Origin of the sequence: Aquabacter sp., from assembly GCF_965279295.1 — a bacterium.
Classification (GTDB): Bacteria; Pseudomonadota; Alphaproteobacteria; order Rhizobiales; family Xanthobacteraceae; genus Aquabacter.
This window is the reverse complement of sequence record NZ_CBDIHQ010000013.1, coordinates 372,501-385,987: the sequence shown is the minus strand read 5'-3', so window position 1 is coordinate 385,987 and position 13,487 is coordinate 372,501. Positions and strand designations below refer to the sequence as shown.

General features: G+C 57.6%; 15 protein-coding genes and 1 tRNA gene. 7 read left to right on the top strand and 9 right to left on the bottom strand.

The features are described from left to right. The first annotated feature begins 100 nt into the window (after positions 1–100). The 6 genes from ADADO0_RS08665 to ADADO0_RS08640 all read left to right on the top strand — a co-directional run bounded on the left by ADADO0_RS08665 (position 101) and on the right by ADADO0_RS08640 (position 5,377). Positions 101–175: transfer RNA gene (locus ADADO0_RS08665), tRNA-Gly, on the top strand. A 165-nt stretch (positions 176–340) separates the two neighbouring features. Beyond that, positions 341–1,534 (top strand): tyrosine-type recombinase/integrase, encoded by a 1,194-nt coding sequence (locus ADADO0_RS08660; protein ID WP_511304720.1) that lies wholly within the window; start codon positions 341–343, stop codon positions 1,532–1,534. A 206-nt stretch (positions 1,535–1,740) separates the two neighbouring features. Then, positions 1,741–2,289, top strand: coding sequence for a hypothetical protein (locus tag ADADO0_RS08655; RefSeq protein ID WP_511304719.1), 549 nt, complete (start codon positions 1,741–1,743; stop codon positions 2,287–2,289). Positions 2,290–2,480: 191 nt separating this feature from the next. Beyond that, a complete protein-coding gene (locus ADADO0_RS08650) occupies positions 2,481–2,699 on the top strand; it encodes a helix-turn-helix transcriptional regulator (RefSeq protein WP_511304718.1) in 219 nt (72 codons plus the stop codon). After that, positions 2,696–3,559 carry a hypothetical protein gene (locus ADADO0_RS08645; RefSeq protein WP_511304717.1) on the top strand — a complete coding sequence of 288 codons (864 nt, stop codon included), beginning with the start codon at positions 2,696–2,698 and terminating at the stop codon, positions 3,557–3,559. Before ADADO0_RS08650 ends, ADADO0_RS08645 begins: the two co-directional genes overlap by 4 nt. Before the next feature lie 180 nt (positions 3,560–3,739). Beyond that, positions 3,740–5,377 (top strand): DUF927 domain-containing protein, encoded by a 1,638-nt coding sequence (locus tag ADADO0_RS08640; RefSeq protein ID WP_511304716.1) that lies wholly within the window; start codon positions 3,740–3,742, stop codon positions 5,375–5,377. Between the two features lie 133 nt (positions 5,378–5,510). On the opposite strand, the gene ADADO0_RS08635 is transcribed toward ADADO0_RS08640, so the two are convergent. Beyond that, positions 5,511–6,164 carry a hypothetical protein gene (locus ADADO0_RS08635; RefSeq protein ID WP_511304715.1) on the bottom strand — a complete coding sequence of 218 codons (654 nt, stop codon included), beginning with the start codon at positions 6,162–6,164 and terminating at the stop codon, positions 5,511–5,513. A gap of 276 nt (positions 6,165–6,440) precedes the next feature. On the opposite strand from ADADO0_RS08635, the gene ADADO0_RS08630 reads away from it, so the two are divergent. Beyond that, the gene (locus ADADO0_RS08630; protein WP_511304714.1) at positions 6,441–6,914 is read left to right on the top strand and encodes a Ros/MucR family transcriptional regulator; all 474 of its coding nucleotides are present in this window, start codon (positions 6,441–6,443) and stop codon (positions 6,912–6,914) included. Positions 6,915–6,924: 10 nt separating this feature from the next. Here ADADO0_RS08630 and ADADO0_RS08625 read toward each other — a convergent pair whose 3' ends face one another. From ADADO0_RS08625 to ADADO0_RS08590, 8 genes are all read right to left on the bottom strand, one after another. Then, complete coding sequence (locus ADADO0_RS08625; protein ID WP_511304713.1) at positions 6,925–7,368, bottom strand: OB-fold nucleic acid binding domain-containing protein; 444 nt, start codon at positions 7,366–7,368, stop codon at positions 6,925–6,927. A 63-nt stretch (positions 7,369–7,431) separates the two neighbouring features. Continuing rightward, positions 7,432–7,659: a NifU family protein gene (locus ADADO0_RS08620; RefSeq protein ID WP_511304712.1), complete on the bottom strand. Its 228-nt coding sequence runs from the start codon at positions 7,657–7,659 to the stop codon at positions 7,432–7,434. 25 nt (positions 7,660–7,684) lie between these two features. Further along, positions 7,685–8,716, bottom strand: coding sequence for an amidohydrolase family protein (locus tag ADADO0_RS08615; protein WP_511304711.1), 1,032 nt, complete (start codon positions 8,714–8,716; stop codon positions 7,685–7,687). Between the two features lie 56 nt (positions 8,717–8,772). Further along, positions 8,773–9,789, bottom strand: coding sequence for a fumarylacetoacetate hydrolase family protein (locus ADADO0_RS08610; protein ID WP_511304710.1), 1,017 nt, complete (start codon positions 9,787–9,789; stop codon positions 8,773–8,775). Between the two features lie 52 nt (positions 9,790–9,841). Continuing rightward, positions 9,842–10,606 (bottom strand): ABC transporter ATP-binding protein, encoded by a 765-nt coding sequence (locus tag ADADO0_RS08605; RefSeq protein ID WP_511304709.1) that lies wholly within the window; start codon positions 10,604–10,606, stop codon positions 9,842–9,844. A 37-nt stretch (positions 10,607–10,643) separates the two neighbouring features. Continuing rightward, positions 10,644–11,426, bottom strand: coding sequence for an ABC transporter permease (locus tag ADADO0_RS08600; protein ID WP_511304707.1), 783 nt, complete (start codon positions 11,424–11,426; stop codon positions 10,644–10,646). Continuing rightward, positions 11,423–12,217 carry an ABC transporter permease gene (locus ADADO0_RS08595; protein ID WP_511304706.1) on the bottom strand — a complete coding sequence of 265 codons (795 nt, stop codon included), beginning with the start codon at positions 12,215–12,217 and terminating at the stop codon, positions 11,423–11,425. The genes ADADO0_RS08600 and ADADO0_RS08595 overlap by 4 nt, the downstream gene beginning before the upstream one ends. A 14-nt stretch (positions 12,218–12,231) precedes the next feature. Further along, positions 12,232–13,203, bottom strand: a complete 972-nt coding sequence (locus tag ADADO0_RS08590; protein WP_511304705.1) for an ABC transporter substrate-binding protein — start codon at positions 13,201–13,203, stop codon at positions 12,232–12,234. Positions 13,204–13,487 lie beyond the last annotated feature (284 nt).

Below are 13,487 nucleotides of genomic sequence, written 5' to 3'. Positions count from 1 at the left end.
GGCGATTCCAGGCGAGTTTGAGATAAGCCTGTTGCATTCCCCCTTAGCTTTTGGCATAGACACCCACCTGCCGCGCAGGAGACTGCGACGCCGGATGGATGCGGGTGTAGCTCAGGGGTAGAGCACAACCTTGCCAAGGTTGGGGTCGTGGGTTCGAATCCCATCGCCCGCTCCAGTTTCGGGTGTCAGGACGTCTCACTGCGTCGTTTTCTGATGAGATTTCAATTAGTTGAGTGTCTCACGGCGTGTCTTGCGCGCGCGTGAGGCCTCGTTGCATCTCTTGAAATTGTAGGCATTTCTGTAGGCATCGCGGCTACTCGCCGATTTGAGATGCCTACACATGCCTTTGACTGACATCGCGCTCCGGAACGCCAAGCCGAAGGATCAAGCATACAAGCTATTCGACGGCGGCGGCCTGTTCCTATTCGTTAGTCCCTCCGGCAGCCGCCTCTGGCGCCTTGCCTATCGATTCGCCGGTAAGGCGAAACAACTCTCCTTTGGTCCGTATCCCACAATTTCGCTCGCGGACGCTCGGCATCGGCGCGACGACGCCAAACGAACGCTCGCGAATGGGGAGGACCCGTCGGTCGTAAGGCGTAAGGCCAAGATCGAAGCGGCCGCCACCGCCGAAAATACATTTGGACTGGTCGCCGACGAGTACATAGCGAGATTGGCCGCTAAGGGTTGCACCGAGCGGACGCTGGCGAAAAACCGATGGTTTCTTCAGAAGCTCGCGGGTCCGGCACTCGGCCTGCGGCCAATCTCCGAGATTACCCCCGTCGAGGTGCTGAGCGTTCTACAAAGCATCGAGCGAAGCGGCCGACATGAAACAGCGACCAAGCTGAGGTCGACAATTGGCGGGGTCTTTCGCCTGGCAATCTCCACCTTAAGGGCTGAGGTTGACCCGACCGGACCGCTCCGTGGCGCTCTTCGCCCCCCTCAAGTGACCCATCGTCCCGCTCTTACGGATCCGAAAGAAGTCGGTGCCTTGATGTGCGCAATCGATGCCTACACGGGCTGGCCATCGCTTCGATCGGCTCTGCTCTTCAATGCACTGACCTTCTGCCGCCCCGGCGAAGTTCGCGGAGCGCGGTGGCAGGAAATTGACGTTGAGAGGGCAGTATGGACTATCCCGCAGGAGCGCATGAAGATGCGCCGCCCACACCTCGTCCCCCTTTCTCGCCAAGCGCTCGAGGTGCTTGAGAAATTGCGACCGATCACTGGTGTAAGTGAGCTCGTATTCCCCTCGGTGCGCACAAACCGGAAAGTGCTAAGCGATAACGCCTTTAACAGCGCGCTACGCCGGATGGGTTTCACGCACGATGAAATGACCGCCCATGGATTTCGGGCGACCGCCAGTTCGATTCTGAACGAACGCGGTTTCTCCGCTGACGTGATTGAGGCCGCTCTCGCACATGTGGATAAAAACACCGTCCGCCGCGTATACAACCGAGCGACGTATTGGCCCGAGCGCGTCGCTCTTATGCAGTCTTGGGCCGACCTTTTGGATCAATTCCGCACTCTCAAGCGGTAAAGACCGGCGAAGCGCTCCCGGCGCTTGAAAGTGCTAGATTAGATATTTCGCTCTTATATCAAGTGGTTGGAGTGATTTAGCTCAGGAGCCAGCTGCTCTCTGTCTTTGGCGTCCCTTTTTTATAGCCTTTTTCGCCTTTTCAGTTGACGCGCGGTGAAAGATCCTTAAAAGGAGGAGAGCCGGATCGCCCGGCCGGGGCGTATTCGATGTTGAAGAAGTCAGCCAACAATGTGGCCCAAAGCCTGCGCAGGCTTTGTGGGCACAACCAGTTGGTGCTTCGCCTGTTCGAGCGTTTGTCGACTCGCAAAAACAATGCATCGAGCACCCCGCTCTCTCAGGTGTGTAACGCACTCGATCTCACGATGAAGGAGGCCGTGGCATTAGCGCGGCTTTTGGAGGAGATCGGGTGCGGAAAGTACGTCGTGGGCCGGCTCGGCAATCCCACCCGCATCGTTTGGTATTTCACGACCATCAGTCTATGCCAGGTCGCATTAGGGCAATCTCACGAGTTGGTAGCGGCGGCCGGTTTTGACGACGAGTCAGACCAAGACATTGAGTTGACACCCCAGGACACAATTGAGTCCGTTGCCGCTCCAGGGCCGGCCGTCTCTAGCGAGCAACATGGACGCTTAGAAGCGCACTCATATCCTACAGCTACAGCGGGGCTCGCCCTGTCTCTGCAAGACGCCAAGAAGGCCCTCGCTCTCTACTACAATATCCCCGTCGAGAATGTAGAAATTACCATTAAGGGCTGAAGCCCGGGGCTATTGGCCGCCGTTTTGAGGTGATTTCTTTCGTGCCACCCAGGCTCATCTAGTCGTGTTGTAGCCCTCTGCAACCGATTTCCCAGTACTTCATGCAAATCTTCTTCCGCCTGCGGAGGCAAAATTCGCGCGCCTTTCGTTCGTCTGTAAATAGTCTTTGTTATCATTCCTAGGAGCTCATAATGGATCACGGCGTCGATCTTTTGAGTTGGTGCAAAGGGGAGCGTCTCGTTCGCCTAAAAGATATTCTCGCTCCCACCGGCCCAATCCCCGTTTCAAGGGCGGCTTGGTACCGGGGAATTCAAGAAGGACGTTTCCCAAAGTCGATTCAATTGGGCTCGCGCGCAGTGGCATGGCGCGCATCTGAGATTGAAGCACTTTTCGGCAAGGAGGCGATATGACGGTCCGCAAGCGCGAAATCCCGACACCTCGCCCCGTACGTTTCGAGCGACCTCAGCGCCCGCTCTTCTCTCTTTCCATATTCGGAAATGAAAAGAGGCTGGACAAAGATCTACAAGAGATTGGAGTAACCGGCTTCGAGACGAACTTGGAATGCATAGAGCGCAATCAACGAATGGTCGGCCGCATGCTCAAGATCAATCCCACCGCTTTTGACGTTCAGCAGTTGGAAAAGTGTCATGCAGACAGGGTATGTTTAGCTACCGAGCTATGCCCAGCGGCTTGCCATCACGCCTCCCGGCTCGAGCGAGCGAAACATATGTTATTGCTCACTCCTTTCCTGTCGAGCAACGACCAGCCCGTTTTCTTCATCACTGTTGTTCGAGATAAATGGCGAAAGGAAGTAGGCCATCTGTTCGAAAGCAAGCCGGCAACGCTCCATGCATGGATGACCCGTCGCTTAGACACTCTGCGGAGTGTGAAAGGGATTATGGCAGTTGATGTCAGCTTGGAAAAGCGAGGCGACGATGTCTACTGGCAACCCCATCTGCATGCCGTTGTAACCGGTACCAGTGCCAAGGAACTGAAGAAGGCACTGAAGCTCGAGCCTACAGAAACAACGCGCTTCCCCACGAAAATAGAAGAGCGTAATCACTCTGATGTTGGCATGAGCGTAGGCTACGTGATTAAGCGCAAACTATTCTCGCGCACAAAGAAAGAGGGCCAGAAGAAAATCTACAAAGGCTCCCTCGAAAAACCATACCAAATTGAAGCTGATAACTGGCTCTTAGGTCAGACAACAAATCAGAGGATCCAGCTAATAGGCCTCTCAATCAATAATGGCTGCCTCGTAGAAATGTAAACGCGATATTCGAGTAAAACCCTTTGAAATGCCGTCTGGATAGCGAGTTAGGTGCTCTAGAGGCTCAATCTCTGAAAACATAGTGACACACTACAAGCGCGCTATAGGCCGTCGCGCAGTTGAGAAATTGTGCCTCCAAGTGAGACAGCCCCGTCTCACATCAGCTAGGAAATCTCGAACATGAATCACAGCTGGAAGAAGTGGCTCAAACCCGTGGCCTTCTGCAAAGACATTGATAGCGGAAAGTGCTTCGTTGAAGTCGAGATAAAGGACAAGGCGGGCGCCCAGACAAAGACGCGCCTGAACAATGAGTGGTCGGCGAAACTGAGCTCTGCACGCGATTTTCTCTTATCCATCGGTATCGATGCGGCGCCGGATGATGTTTTGCGTGAGTTGCAGGCCGTGTTTGCCTGGAGTGGGCGACCTGTAATCGAGCTTACCCAGCTTATCGGCTGGAAGGGCGACAACCCGGATACCTTCCTCCTACCGGATGGCTCTGTGGGCAAAGAGACCAATATTCGCTTTTCCGAGATGGTGGATGTCAAGAAGCATGTACGGGGTAGCCTGGAGCGCTGGCGGGAAGCAGTGTCTCATCCCATCTCTCGATCAAGTTATCTTCTTTTCTCGGTTGCTCTGGGATTTGCGGGGCCCCTTCTCCGATCGTCGGCGCTAAGCGAAGGCGCGATTTTTCATATGTACGGCAAGACGACGACCGGAAAGACCACCTGTGCATTGGCAGCTCTGTCTGTCTGGTCTGCCGCCTCTCGCCCCCAAATTGATACCCATTCTCAAACCAATCGGCATTTGGAAGAATCCGCTGCGCGCAGCAACGACGGGCTGCTGATCTTGGATGAGATTGGTCGCTTAGGCCTGAGTGGGCAAAAAATGGAACAATATCAATCCGATCTTGCATACTTTGCTGGAGGGGGAAAGGGCAAGCAACGGTCTAAGTCGGTGACCTCGATGCTACCAGGCCTGCGCAATGTCGAATACCTAATGTTTGGTATGTCGTCGGGCGAAAAGCCGTTAGATGGGATAAAGGAGCGAAAAGGCGGAGAGACGGTGCGCCTAATTGGCATACCCGTCCCTGAGCAGATGGAAGGGGGCATTTTCGATCGAGAGCCCGATATGTCCAAGCACCGCGCCATCGCCGAGAAATTGGAGAAAGACATTGAACAGCAATATGGAACTCCGATCCGTGCATTTCTGAAGGAATTAGTTCACGACGGCGAGCTTGCGCATAAATTAGAGAAGTATACGAATAGGTTCATGCGCAGGGAGGTGGTGACTCAAAATCCATATGCGCTTCGCTTTGCAAACAAATTTGCTGTCGTATATGCAGCTGCAGCGCTTTCCGCCGATTATGGTGTTGGGCCCTGGTCCAAGAAGGAAGCGCACGAATCGATCGCCAAGGTATATCGGGACGCTTGGTTACTCGTGCGACCTGTCTCCTGTGCAACGGATGACCTTGTCGATTGGTTGGCCACTTCCGCGTTGGACGAGCAGCTTTTCCCGCTGGTGGAATCCACGAAAGCCGTCTCGCCCAAGCTCGCAGGTACTGTATTTGGTGTTCGCCGTTCTGTTGGTGGGATCCGAGTTCTTGCTGTTTTTCGGGCTCGCTTAGAGGAAATCGTTGGTGCCGCTGATGAGGATGCGGTTTTGAGCGAACTCAAGAAAAGGGGGATCTTAATGCCCGGTAAGACGGCGTCACACAACGTTCGACAGCTGAGGATAGGGGGGCTAAACAACGAAAGGACAAGCGTCCTGATGGTTGATTTCGACCGACTTCCTGCTCTCCCAAAGAAATCGGAATCTTAGGCGGCCGGCTCTTCGCGCGCGGCTGACACTGCTCCGGGGCAGGAGGATGGCTAAATAAATCTCAGTTAGTCGAATTCTAGCCGTAGAGCCGGGCGGGTTTAGTGCCCGGCTCTACGGCTAAAGCGTATCCAAATTATAAGTGCGCGGGGTCAATTCTAATCTTCAACGTACTAGGATCGATCGGAAACTCTCGGACACGCCCCGTTCCGCTGACATTCAGCAGCCAGAATCCAATTCCAGTCTCCCAATGGGTTTCGGCCTCAAGCTCACGCAACCATTGAGCCATGCGGGGGAAATGCCGATTCGCTCCGATATTCATCCTTCTATTCCAACCCATGGAGACACCGACCCTGTTGATCACGCCTCGCAGGAACTCGTTGAGAGGACTGTCTATTCCGCCCTTGGCCGTCACAGATTTTGCCTCGGCATAGCAGGCGGATTTGAACAGATTCGGGGAAACGTCATCGATATCGGGAGGCAAGATAATCTCGCGATTTTCCGAGGCTATCGATTTCTCCGAAAGCAAACCATCGCTGATCATTTCGGCCAAGATCGGCTGGGTTTGAGAAACCTCCGTGAGTTCAGAAGTCAGTTTAGACGAGGCCGATTTGTTGTTTCGAATTTCGTTCAAATAGTGATTTAGCTTCTTTCGGAATCTCTCATCGATTGCGAGATCTGAATAGTCTTGCAACGGGGTTCCGGTAACCTCCAGGAAGCCACCGTCCATCAGGCTGATAATTTTTGCATAAGTTCGTTGGCCGGCACTCGATACGTCGAAATCGATCATTTTATCCCTCCCGAATCGCCGAAACGTATCGCCCACAAGGAAGGGTTGCAAGGATTAGGCGGCGGTATCTGGAAACGGCCGATGACTGGAATGCCGGGGGCTTTAGGGCTCTAATATGGATATGGGCCGGCGGACCTTTACTTTTCTGCTTCGCAGTTCCCTTCCTCGTTCCAATTAGAACCGAAGTTCCGTCGCGTTGTCGCTCGCAATATAATGTTGCTATCAGCGACCGCGCAATTCAGCATAGGCCGTAGTCTAAAATGTCTAGGTGACGTGATGAACAAAGATATTGAAGCGAAGATTTCGACTGACGCCATTGAACTGTCGGCAGGGATTGTCGCCGCGTATGTGAGCAACAACTCCGTCTCCAAGGCCGACCTGACCGCTCTCATTTCGAGCGTTTACTCCGCCCTCGCGGGCCTTTCGAAGCCTGCTGCGCCTGCTGCCGAACCCCAGGCCCCTGCCGTGTCTGTGCGCAAATCAGTGACCCCCGACTTTCTGATCTGCCTCGAAGATGGCAAAAAGTTCAAGTCGCTGAAGCGCCATCTTCGGACGGCCTACTCCATGTCACCGGAGGAATACCGCACGAAATGGGGCCTTCCTGCCGACTACCCCATGGTAGCTCCTGCATACGCCGCAGCGCGGTCGCAGCTCGCGAAAGACATGGGTCTCGGCCAGCAGCGTCGCCAGCCTGTACCTGAGCCCGTCAAGCGGGGGCGCAAGCCGAAGGCAACCGCGGAAGCGTTATAGCGGCGGAAGACTACCGGAAGTCGCGGGTCTTCACCCTGATCTCGTCGATGTGGCCGTAGGGGTCGACAATGTTTCGCGGGATCGGACCTCTTGGGGTGCCGCGAGGGTCCGGGGTTGGCGAGCCGTGATGAAATTCATCACCTCGCCCGTGAGGGAGGGGAAAGCTCCCCTCCCTCGAACCTACGCTCGCTAGCTCCGTAGAAAGGTCGGTGAGGTGGTGGGCGATGAGGTGCGTGACCTCGCCCTCTCGTTGGATGCGCCCTTTCACACCCATCATGCCGGCGCCGAGCACGGTGCGCCGATGCGCTTCAAACACCCGCTGCCAGACCACGAGATTTGCGACCCCGGTCTCATCCTCGATTGTGATGAACATGACGCCCTTCGCGGATCCTGGCCGCTGACGCACGAGGACAAGGCCGGCCACCTCTACCCATCGCCGGTCCCGTGATGCCATAGCCTCCGCGCAGGTTACGATGCACTGGCATTTAACTGGCTGCACCGTGCCGAGGCTGAACCGCTATCTGACAACGATTTTTATGTCGCTGCCATAAGCCTCGTGCAGCTCGGGGATGACAAGATTGTCGATGCAGCCTTGGCGGAAGTAGCAGGTGCGGCAGCTGTGAGTCATGCGCAGGCGGATCCGATCATCCACCACTTCGAGAACCTCCACACCCCCGAGATGGTTCGCCAGGGCCGATGACACGTGGTTGGCGACGAATTGCCGGACATCTTCGAGATGAAGCATCGGCCTTTTCCTCTGTTCGAATGGATCAAGCGCTCACTTTTGATCTGGTCCGCGCCCTGACGGCTTCCTTGGTCTTCATCTCGTCCATACCTAGCAGTCGCATCATGTTGCCGCCGAACATTAGCTGTCGGTCTTCGTCGGTGATTTCGGGAAAGCCCCAGCCGCGGCGCAGGTCTTCGGGAATCTGGAAGTCCCAGCTCAGGTCAAGCAGGTGCTGTGCCCTCGGCCATATGGGCGATTCACTACCCCAGAGAACCTTTTCTGGGCTGCACCACCGCAGCAGCTTGCCCATCCGCATCGCGGTCTCCATCGGCGCGGTCTTGATCATGTTGATCCACGTCGACATCGCCAGGTACACATTCGGATGCCTAGCGCCGAGATCGATCGCGGCATCCTCGAAAGGGAAGGCGAGGTGGTGGACGATGAAGTTCATCGCGGGAAAGTCGAGCGCGGCCTGATGCACGTCGCGCGGATGAAGATCATCCAGTTGCTCCATGCCCTGCGGATCGCCCTTGTGGACCTGCACAAGGTTCACGCCGTTCCGAAGCATTTCTTCATAGATCGGATAGGCCACGAAACGATCGTCCATGCGCCATGCATTTCCCGACGGATGTGCCGTGTAGAGCTTGATGGAGCGCGCTCCCAATTCCCGGATTTGATAGCGCACGTCTTCGACGGCCCGATCGATACCCCGGATGCGCGGGTCAGTCGCGCCGCAGAAGATGAAACGCTCGGTGTCCATCTGCGCGAGTTCGTGAACGCGCCGGATATTGACCTCAGGGGCTTCTCGGAACAGGTCGAATAGCGGAACCGCCTGCACCATCGCGAAGTCGATCTGCGAATTGCCGCCGAAGATTCGATTATAGACATCCTGCGCATTCGGCGGCGTGCTGTAGAGCTTCTCATAGGAGGGAATGGGCTCCACCCCCTCCTTGAGCATCTTGACGTGATCGTATTTCCAAGGCTGGACAATACGCCCCGTCTTCGTCGCGAAGTTCTCGTTCAGGAAATTATGTATGTGGACCACGAGATCGAATATGATCTGACCGTTTCTCATAGACTAAGGCTCCCGGAGTGCCGATGGATGACGAGATGAAGCTTTTACCTCACGTTTCATTTGCCGGCGTATTCGAGTTTGCGGGCTTCCTTCAACGAAAACGGTGCAGCGTTATCCTCAATGATGGGATTTTCGATGTAGCCGATCCCCTCGATCGCGCACCGAACCGTATCGCCAGGCTTCGCCCAGCCCTGCGGATCTTCGAAATAGGCCACCCCGGCCGGAGACCCCATCAACACCATGTCGCCGGGCTCTAACGTGAGCCCGATGGAAAGATGGCTGAGAACCTGCTCCACCGAAAAATAAAGATCGGTCAGAGGGCCGTTCTGCTTGAGGACGCCGTTCACGTGGCACGTAACGATCTGCGGCCCCAATTCGCCGAATTCGTCAGGGGTCACCATTTCCGGCCCGCAAGGAGCGAAACCGTCGAAGGATTTGCCGAGAAAGTGCGTCCGGTAGAACCCATTTTCCTCCCATTCGGACAATTGGTATTCCCGGTCCGAAACGTCGTTGGAAACGGTGTAGCCGGCGATGATGTGCTTGACCTCCCCCTCGGCGACCCGCCGCGACCGCGCGCCGACGATCACGCACAACTCGGCCTCATAATCGAGCTTCGAAGTGCCGGCAGGCTGAACGATGGGGTCGTAGGGCCCGTTGATGGCGTTGATCGTCTTCGACGTCACCATCGGCCGGCGAGGCGGTGCGGCATTGGTGAATTTGGCGGCCTCCGCCATATGAGACCGCGTGTTGGCACCGGCGAAGATGATCTTCTGTGGATCGGGGATGACCGGCCCGATCACGTCGCGCGAATAGGGAAGGGTCGCGCTCTGCGGATGGCGCTCGCTCGCCAACGTGGCAATCTGGCGCCAGTCCTCGCGTGACAGGAATGCGCGCATGCCCGGCGCGATGTCGAACCCGTGCGCGGCAGCCGCCTTCTGCAGGTCCACGATGGAATCGCCGACACGGAGCCCGGCGCGGAAGCCAGTCGCGGTGCGATAGGAGAGGAGTCTCATGTGAGTGTTCCTGCTTGCTGAAAATGAAAGTGTGATCTGTGAGTTTCCTGGCTCCGGCATTGGGGCCGAATGCGGTCGTGACGCGCCGTGGGGCGAGGATGACGGCAATCCCTCAGGGACAGGTGGAAGGATTGCGGGGCGGGCGGACGAGACGGAAAATATGCGCGCGCAAATCCGCGAAACGGTGATCAGCGCGCGTTACGAGCTGATCACGCGGCGCAGGAAGATCGATTGGAATGACCTCCACCACGTGCGTCGGCTTTCCACCCAGCACAACGACGGTGTCGCCGAGGTAGATCGCCTCATCCATGTCGTGGGTCACCAGCACGACCGTCACGCCGAACCGCTCGCGGACTTTGAGCACGAGGTCTTCGAGGTCGGAGCGTGTCTGTGGGTCTACCGAGGCGAAGGGCTCGTCCATCAGCAGGATTTCCGGCCCATAGGCGAGCGCGCGGGCGATGGCGACTCGCTGCTGCATGCCGCCGGAGAGCTGCCAGGGATATTTATGCCCCACGCCGTGCAGCCCGACGCCGTCAAGCGCCTCTGTGGCGCGCTCGCGGCATTCCCGGGTGCCGATCCCCTGGCTGCGCAGCGGCAGCGTCACGTTCTTCTCGACATTCATCCAGGGCAGCAGGGAGCGGCTGTAGTCCTGGAAGACCGGCGCGAGCTGAAGCGGTGGTCCTTCGACCGCCACGTCGTCGATAAGGATTTGGCCGGTCGTCGGCGCGAGAAGGCCACCGAGGCAGCGCATCAGCGTCGTCTTTCCGGCGCCAGAGGGACCCACGATACAGGTGATTTTGCCGGGCTCGACGTCGAACGACAGGTCTTCGATCACTGTGTAGCTGCCGAAGCGCACGCCCAGCTTTTTGACGCTCATCCGGCCGATACTTGGCAATGTCAGGTGCTTGTGTTGCCTATTGAGATCCAGCATCGCCGCCCCCGTTTCTTTCAACGCTCCACCACAGCACCCAGCCTTCGAACATGCGAAAGGCCACGGTCAGCAGGTATCCGACCACGCCCAGCAGGACCATTCCCGACCACATGTCGGCGATCGCGAAGCTTTGCTGCGCGGAGAACACGAAGAAACCGACGCCGCGCGTCGACGCCACCATCTCGGCGAAGACCAGCAGGCTGATCGAAAGCGGAATAGCGAGCCGGATGCCCACCATGATCTGCGGCGATGCCGCCGGCAGTATGATCTCGCGCAGCACCATTAGGCGCGTGATCTTGAATGACTTGGCGATGTCATGAACCGTCTTGTCGATGCCGCGCACACCATCCACCGTGTTCAGAAGCACCGGCCAGAACGAGGTGATGGCGACGATGGCGATCGACACCTTCGCGCCGATCCCGATGATCACGATGAACAGAGGGACGAGCGCGACGGCGGGAATCGCGCGCAGGAATTCGACGGTGGGGAACAGTGCCCGCCGCAGCAGGGTGATCGAACCGATGGCGAGACCCGCCGAAATGCCCAGCGCGACGCCGATCATCAACCCCACCCAGAGGTTCAGCAGGGTCGGTATCAGATGCGTGACGATTCCGCCGAACACCCAGGCGCGCGCGAACGCATCCATGATCGTCTGGAGGGACGGGAAATACAGAGAATTGTAGGACGCACTGATGGTCCACCAGAGCGCCACCAGGACAATCGGGAGCCAAAGCTCCACCGCGACCCGTCGCAGACGCCGCATCATATCGACGCCTCGCGATGTGAGGGGTGCCAGGACAACAGCGAACGCTCCAGCATCTGGCAGCACACATTGATCACCACGCCCAACAGGGCGCAGACGGTGATGAGGGCGTAGAGCCGATCGATACGCGTCCCCTGCTGGGCCAGCGCGATGGCATTGCCGAGGCCCGGCGCGCCCCCGATGACCTCGGCGCCCACCGCCAATAGCAGGCTGATGGTGGCCGAGATGCGCACCCCAGTGGCAATGAAGGGGGCAGCACTCGGGAGCACCACGTATGCGGTGCGGCACCACCAGTTCAGCCGGAACGACCGCGCGGTATCCTGCACCCCCGGCTCCAACTGACGCAGCCCCTGGATGGTCTGGAGCACGATCAGCCACGTGCAACCGTGAATGATGAGGATGAGGGCCATGGGGAGTGTGGGCCCGAACAGCAGGAGACCCAGCGGTACCAGCATCACCGGCGGAATAGTGCGCAGGAAGTCGATGACGAACTGGGTCGAGCGGAAGCCGAACGAGCTGGCGGCGACCACAATACCGATGGTGACGCCGCAGCAGATGGAAATCAGCAGGCCGAGCACCCATTGATACATGGTCTCGCCCATAGCGGCCCAAAATGGGCGGCTCTGAACCAAAGTAGCGAGCTCGGCCAAGATCCGGCTGATGGGGGGAATGGTGCGCGGATCCCACACGCCGAGCCGGCTCGCGGCTTCCATGGCGATCAGGATCGCCACGGTGGCTAGCGTTTCGGGAACAAATCGCTCCCTCAGCAGCAGGTTGATGCCCGAGCGCGCCATCCTAGTTCGCGGGCTCACGGCTTCGCGGTCGACAGGACGACCTTGTCGATGGCGATCGGCTCCTGGAGAACCTTGTACTTCACCATGTAGTCGATCACGCCCTGCAGGCCAGCAAGCGCCTCCTTCTCCGTGGCTGGAAAGTTCGGCATGCGCATTTTGCCCATGACGTCGTCAGGGACAGTGCCGAGCGCCTTGAGGCCAGCGACCAAATCGGCCGGGTTTTTGACCATGGCCTGATTGAGCTCATTGGCGGCGGCGACGAACTTGTTGAAGAGCTCAGGCTTGGTCTTAACGATATTGCGCGAGGCGATGTACAGGGCCTGCGGCGTCCCTGGTTGCGCCGCGGCATAGGGGTTGAAGAGGATCCGGACCTTCCCGGCCTCGACGGCCGGGGTCAGGAACGGCTCGACGATGAAGCCGGCATCGACGGTGCCGCTCTCGACAGCCTGCACCGTTTGAGGGAGGGGAACAGACGCAAACTTCACGTCGGCGGAAGTGCCGCCCAGATTGTCGATGGCTGCCAAAGTGAGAACGTGGGCAAGCCCGTTCAGGCCGAAGATGCCGACCGTCTTGCCGGACAGATCCTTTGCAGTCTTGATCGGGCTATCAGCCCGGACGATCACCGCAGTGTAGTCCTTTGCCGCCTCAGGCGGACAGACCACGAGACCGGCGGCGATCCCTACCGGAACGCCTTGCTTGACCGCGAGCAGGACGGCTGCCGGATCCGAGATCGTGAAATCGAGTTGGCCGTTCAGCAGTAGCGGTACGGCAGCGGCGCCCGAATTCACCTGGACCAACTCAAGCTTGAGGCCGTGCTTCTTGAAGACGCTCTCAGCAATCGGGCTCATCAGAGGAGCTGCGCTTGCGGATGGGATGTATCCGACCTTGACCGGTATAAGAGCGTCCGCATGAACGGACCCCAACGACAGGGCAAAGGTAGCAATTCCCACTGCCGCTAGCCGCACGACATTTGCGAATCTATTCATGTCTCTCCCCATCGTCGGCCCATTGATTGTCGGCCGTTATATCTTTCAGTGCTGGCGCACCGGTGTTTCTGGATCGTCATCGTGTCATGCGCCGGATGCAAGGACCGAGAGCTGCCCTGTCCGCTAGGCGGACAGAATGAAAGGTGGCTGTACATCAGAGGGGTCGCCAATGACAATGAACCTGAGGGTGGATAAATCGCTATGACCGGGGTATCAAAAAGACGATATGCCAGGGATACGTGTCGCTTATTTCAACTAACGACATAATAATGATGCATCGCAAC

Bases quoted from the DNA above. Each gene is read 5' to 3' on its own strand.
- ADADO0_RS08660 (WP_511304720.1), top strand. From the start codon at position 341: ATGCCTTTGACTGACATCGCGCTCCGGAACGCCAAGCCGAAGGATCAA.
- ADADO0_RS08655 (WP_511304719.1), top strand. From the start codon at position 1,741: ATGTTGAAGAAGTCAGCCAACAATGTGGCCCAAAGCCTGCGCAGGCTT.
- ADADO0_RS08650 (WP_511304718.1), top strand. From the start codon at position 2,481: ATGGATCACGGCGTCGATCTTTTGAGTTGGTGCAAAGGGGAGCGTCTC.
- ADADO0_RS08645 (WP_511304717.1), top strand. From the start codon at position 2,696: ATGACGGTCCGCAAGCGCGAAATCCCGACACCTCGCCCCGTACGTTTC.
- ADADO0_RS08640 (WP_511304716.1), top strand. From the start codon at position 3,740: ATGAATCACAGCTGGAAGAAGTGGCTCAAACCCGTGGCCTTCTGCAAA.
- ADADO0_RS08635 (WP_511304715.1), bottom strand. From the start codon at position 6,164: ATGATCGATTTCGACGTATCGAGTGCCGGCCAACGAACTTATGCAAAA.
- ADADO0_RS08630 (WP_511304714.1), top strand. From the start codon at position 6,441: ATGAACAAAGATATTGAAGCGAAGATTTCGACTGACGCCATTGAACTG.
- ADADO0_RS08625 (WP_511304713.1), bottom strand. From the start codon at position 7,368: ATGGCATCACGGGACCGGCGATGGGTAGAGGTGGCCGGCCTTGTCCTC.
- ADADO0_RS08620 (WP_511304712.1), bottom strand. From the start codon at position 7,659: ATGCTTCATCTCGAAGATGTCCGGCAATTCGTCGCCAACCACGTGTCA.
- ADADO0_RS08615 (WP_511304711.1), bottom strand. From the start codon at position 8,716: ATGAGAAACGGTCAGATCATATTCGATCTCGTGGTCCACATACATAAT.
- ADADO0_RS08610 (WP_511304710.1), bottom strand. From the start codon at position 9,789: ATGCCGGAGCCAGGAAACTCACAGATCACACTTTCATTTTCAGCAAGC.
- ADADO0_RS08605 (WP_511304709.1), bottom strand. From the start codon at position 10,606: ATGAGCGTCAAAAAGCTGGGCGTGCGCTTCGGCAGCTACACAGTGATC.
- ADADO0_RS08600 (WP_511304707.1), bottom strand. From the start codon at position 11,426: ATGATGCGGCGTCTGCGACGGGTCGCGGTGGAGCTTTGGCTCCCGATT.
- ADADO0_RS08595 (WP_511304706.1), bottom strand. From the start codon at position 12,217: ATGGCGCGCTCGGGCATCAACCTGCTGCTGAGGGAGCGATTTGTTCCC.
- ADADO0_RS08590 (WP_511304705.1), bottom strand. From the start codon at position 13,203: ATGAATAGATTCGCAAATGTCGTGCGGCTAGCGGCAGTGGGAATTGCT.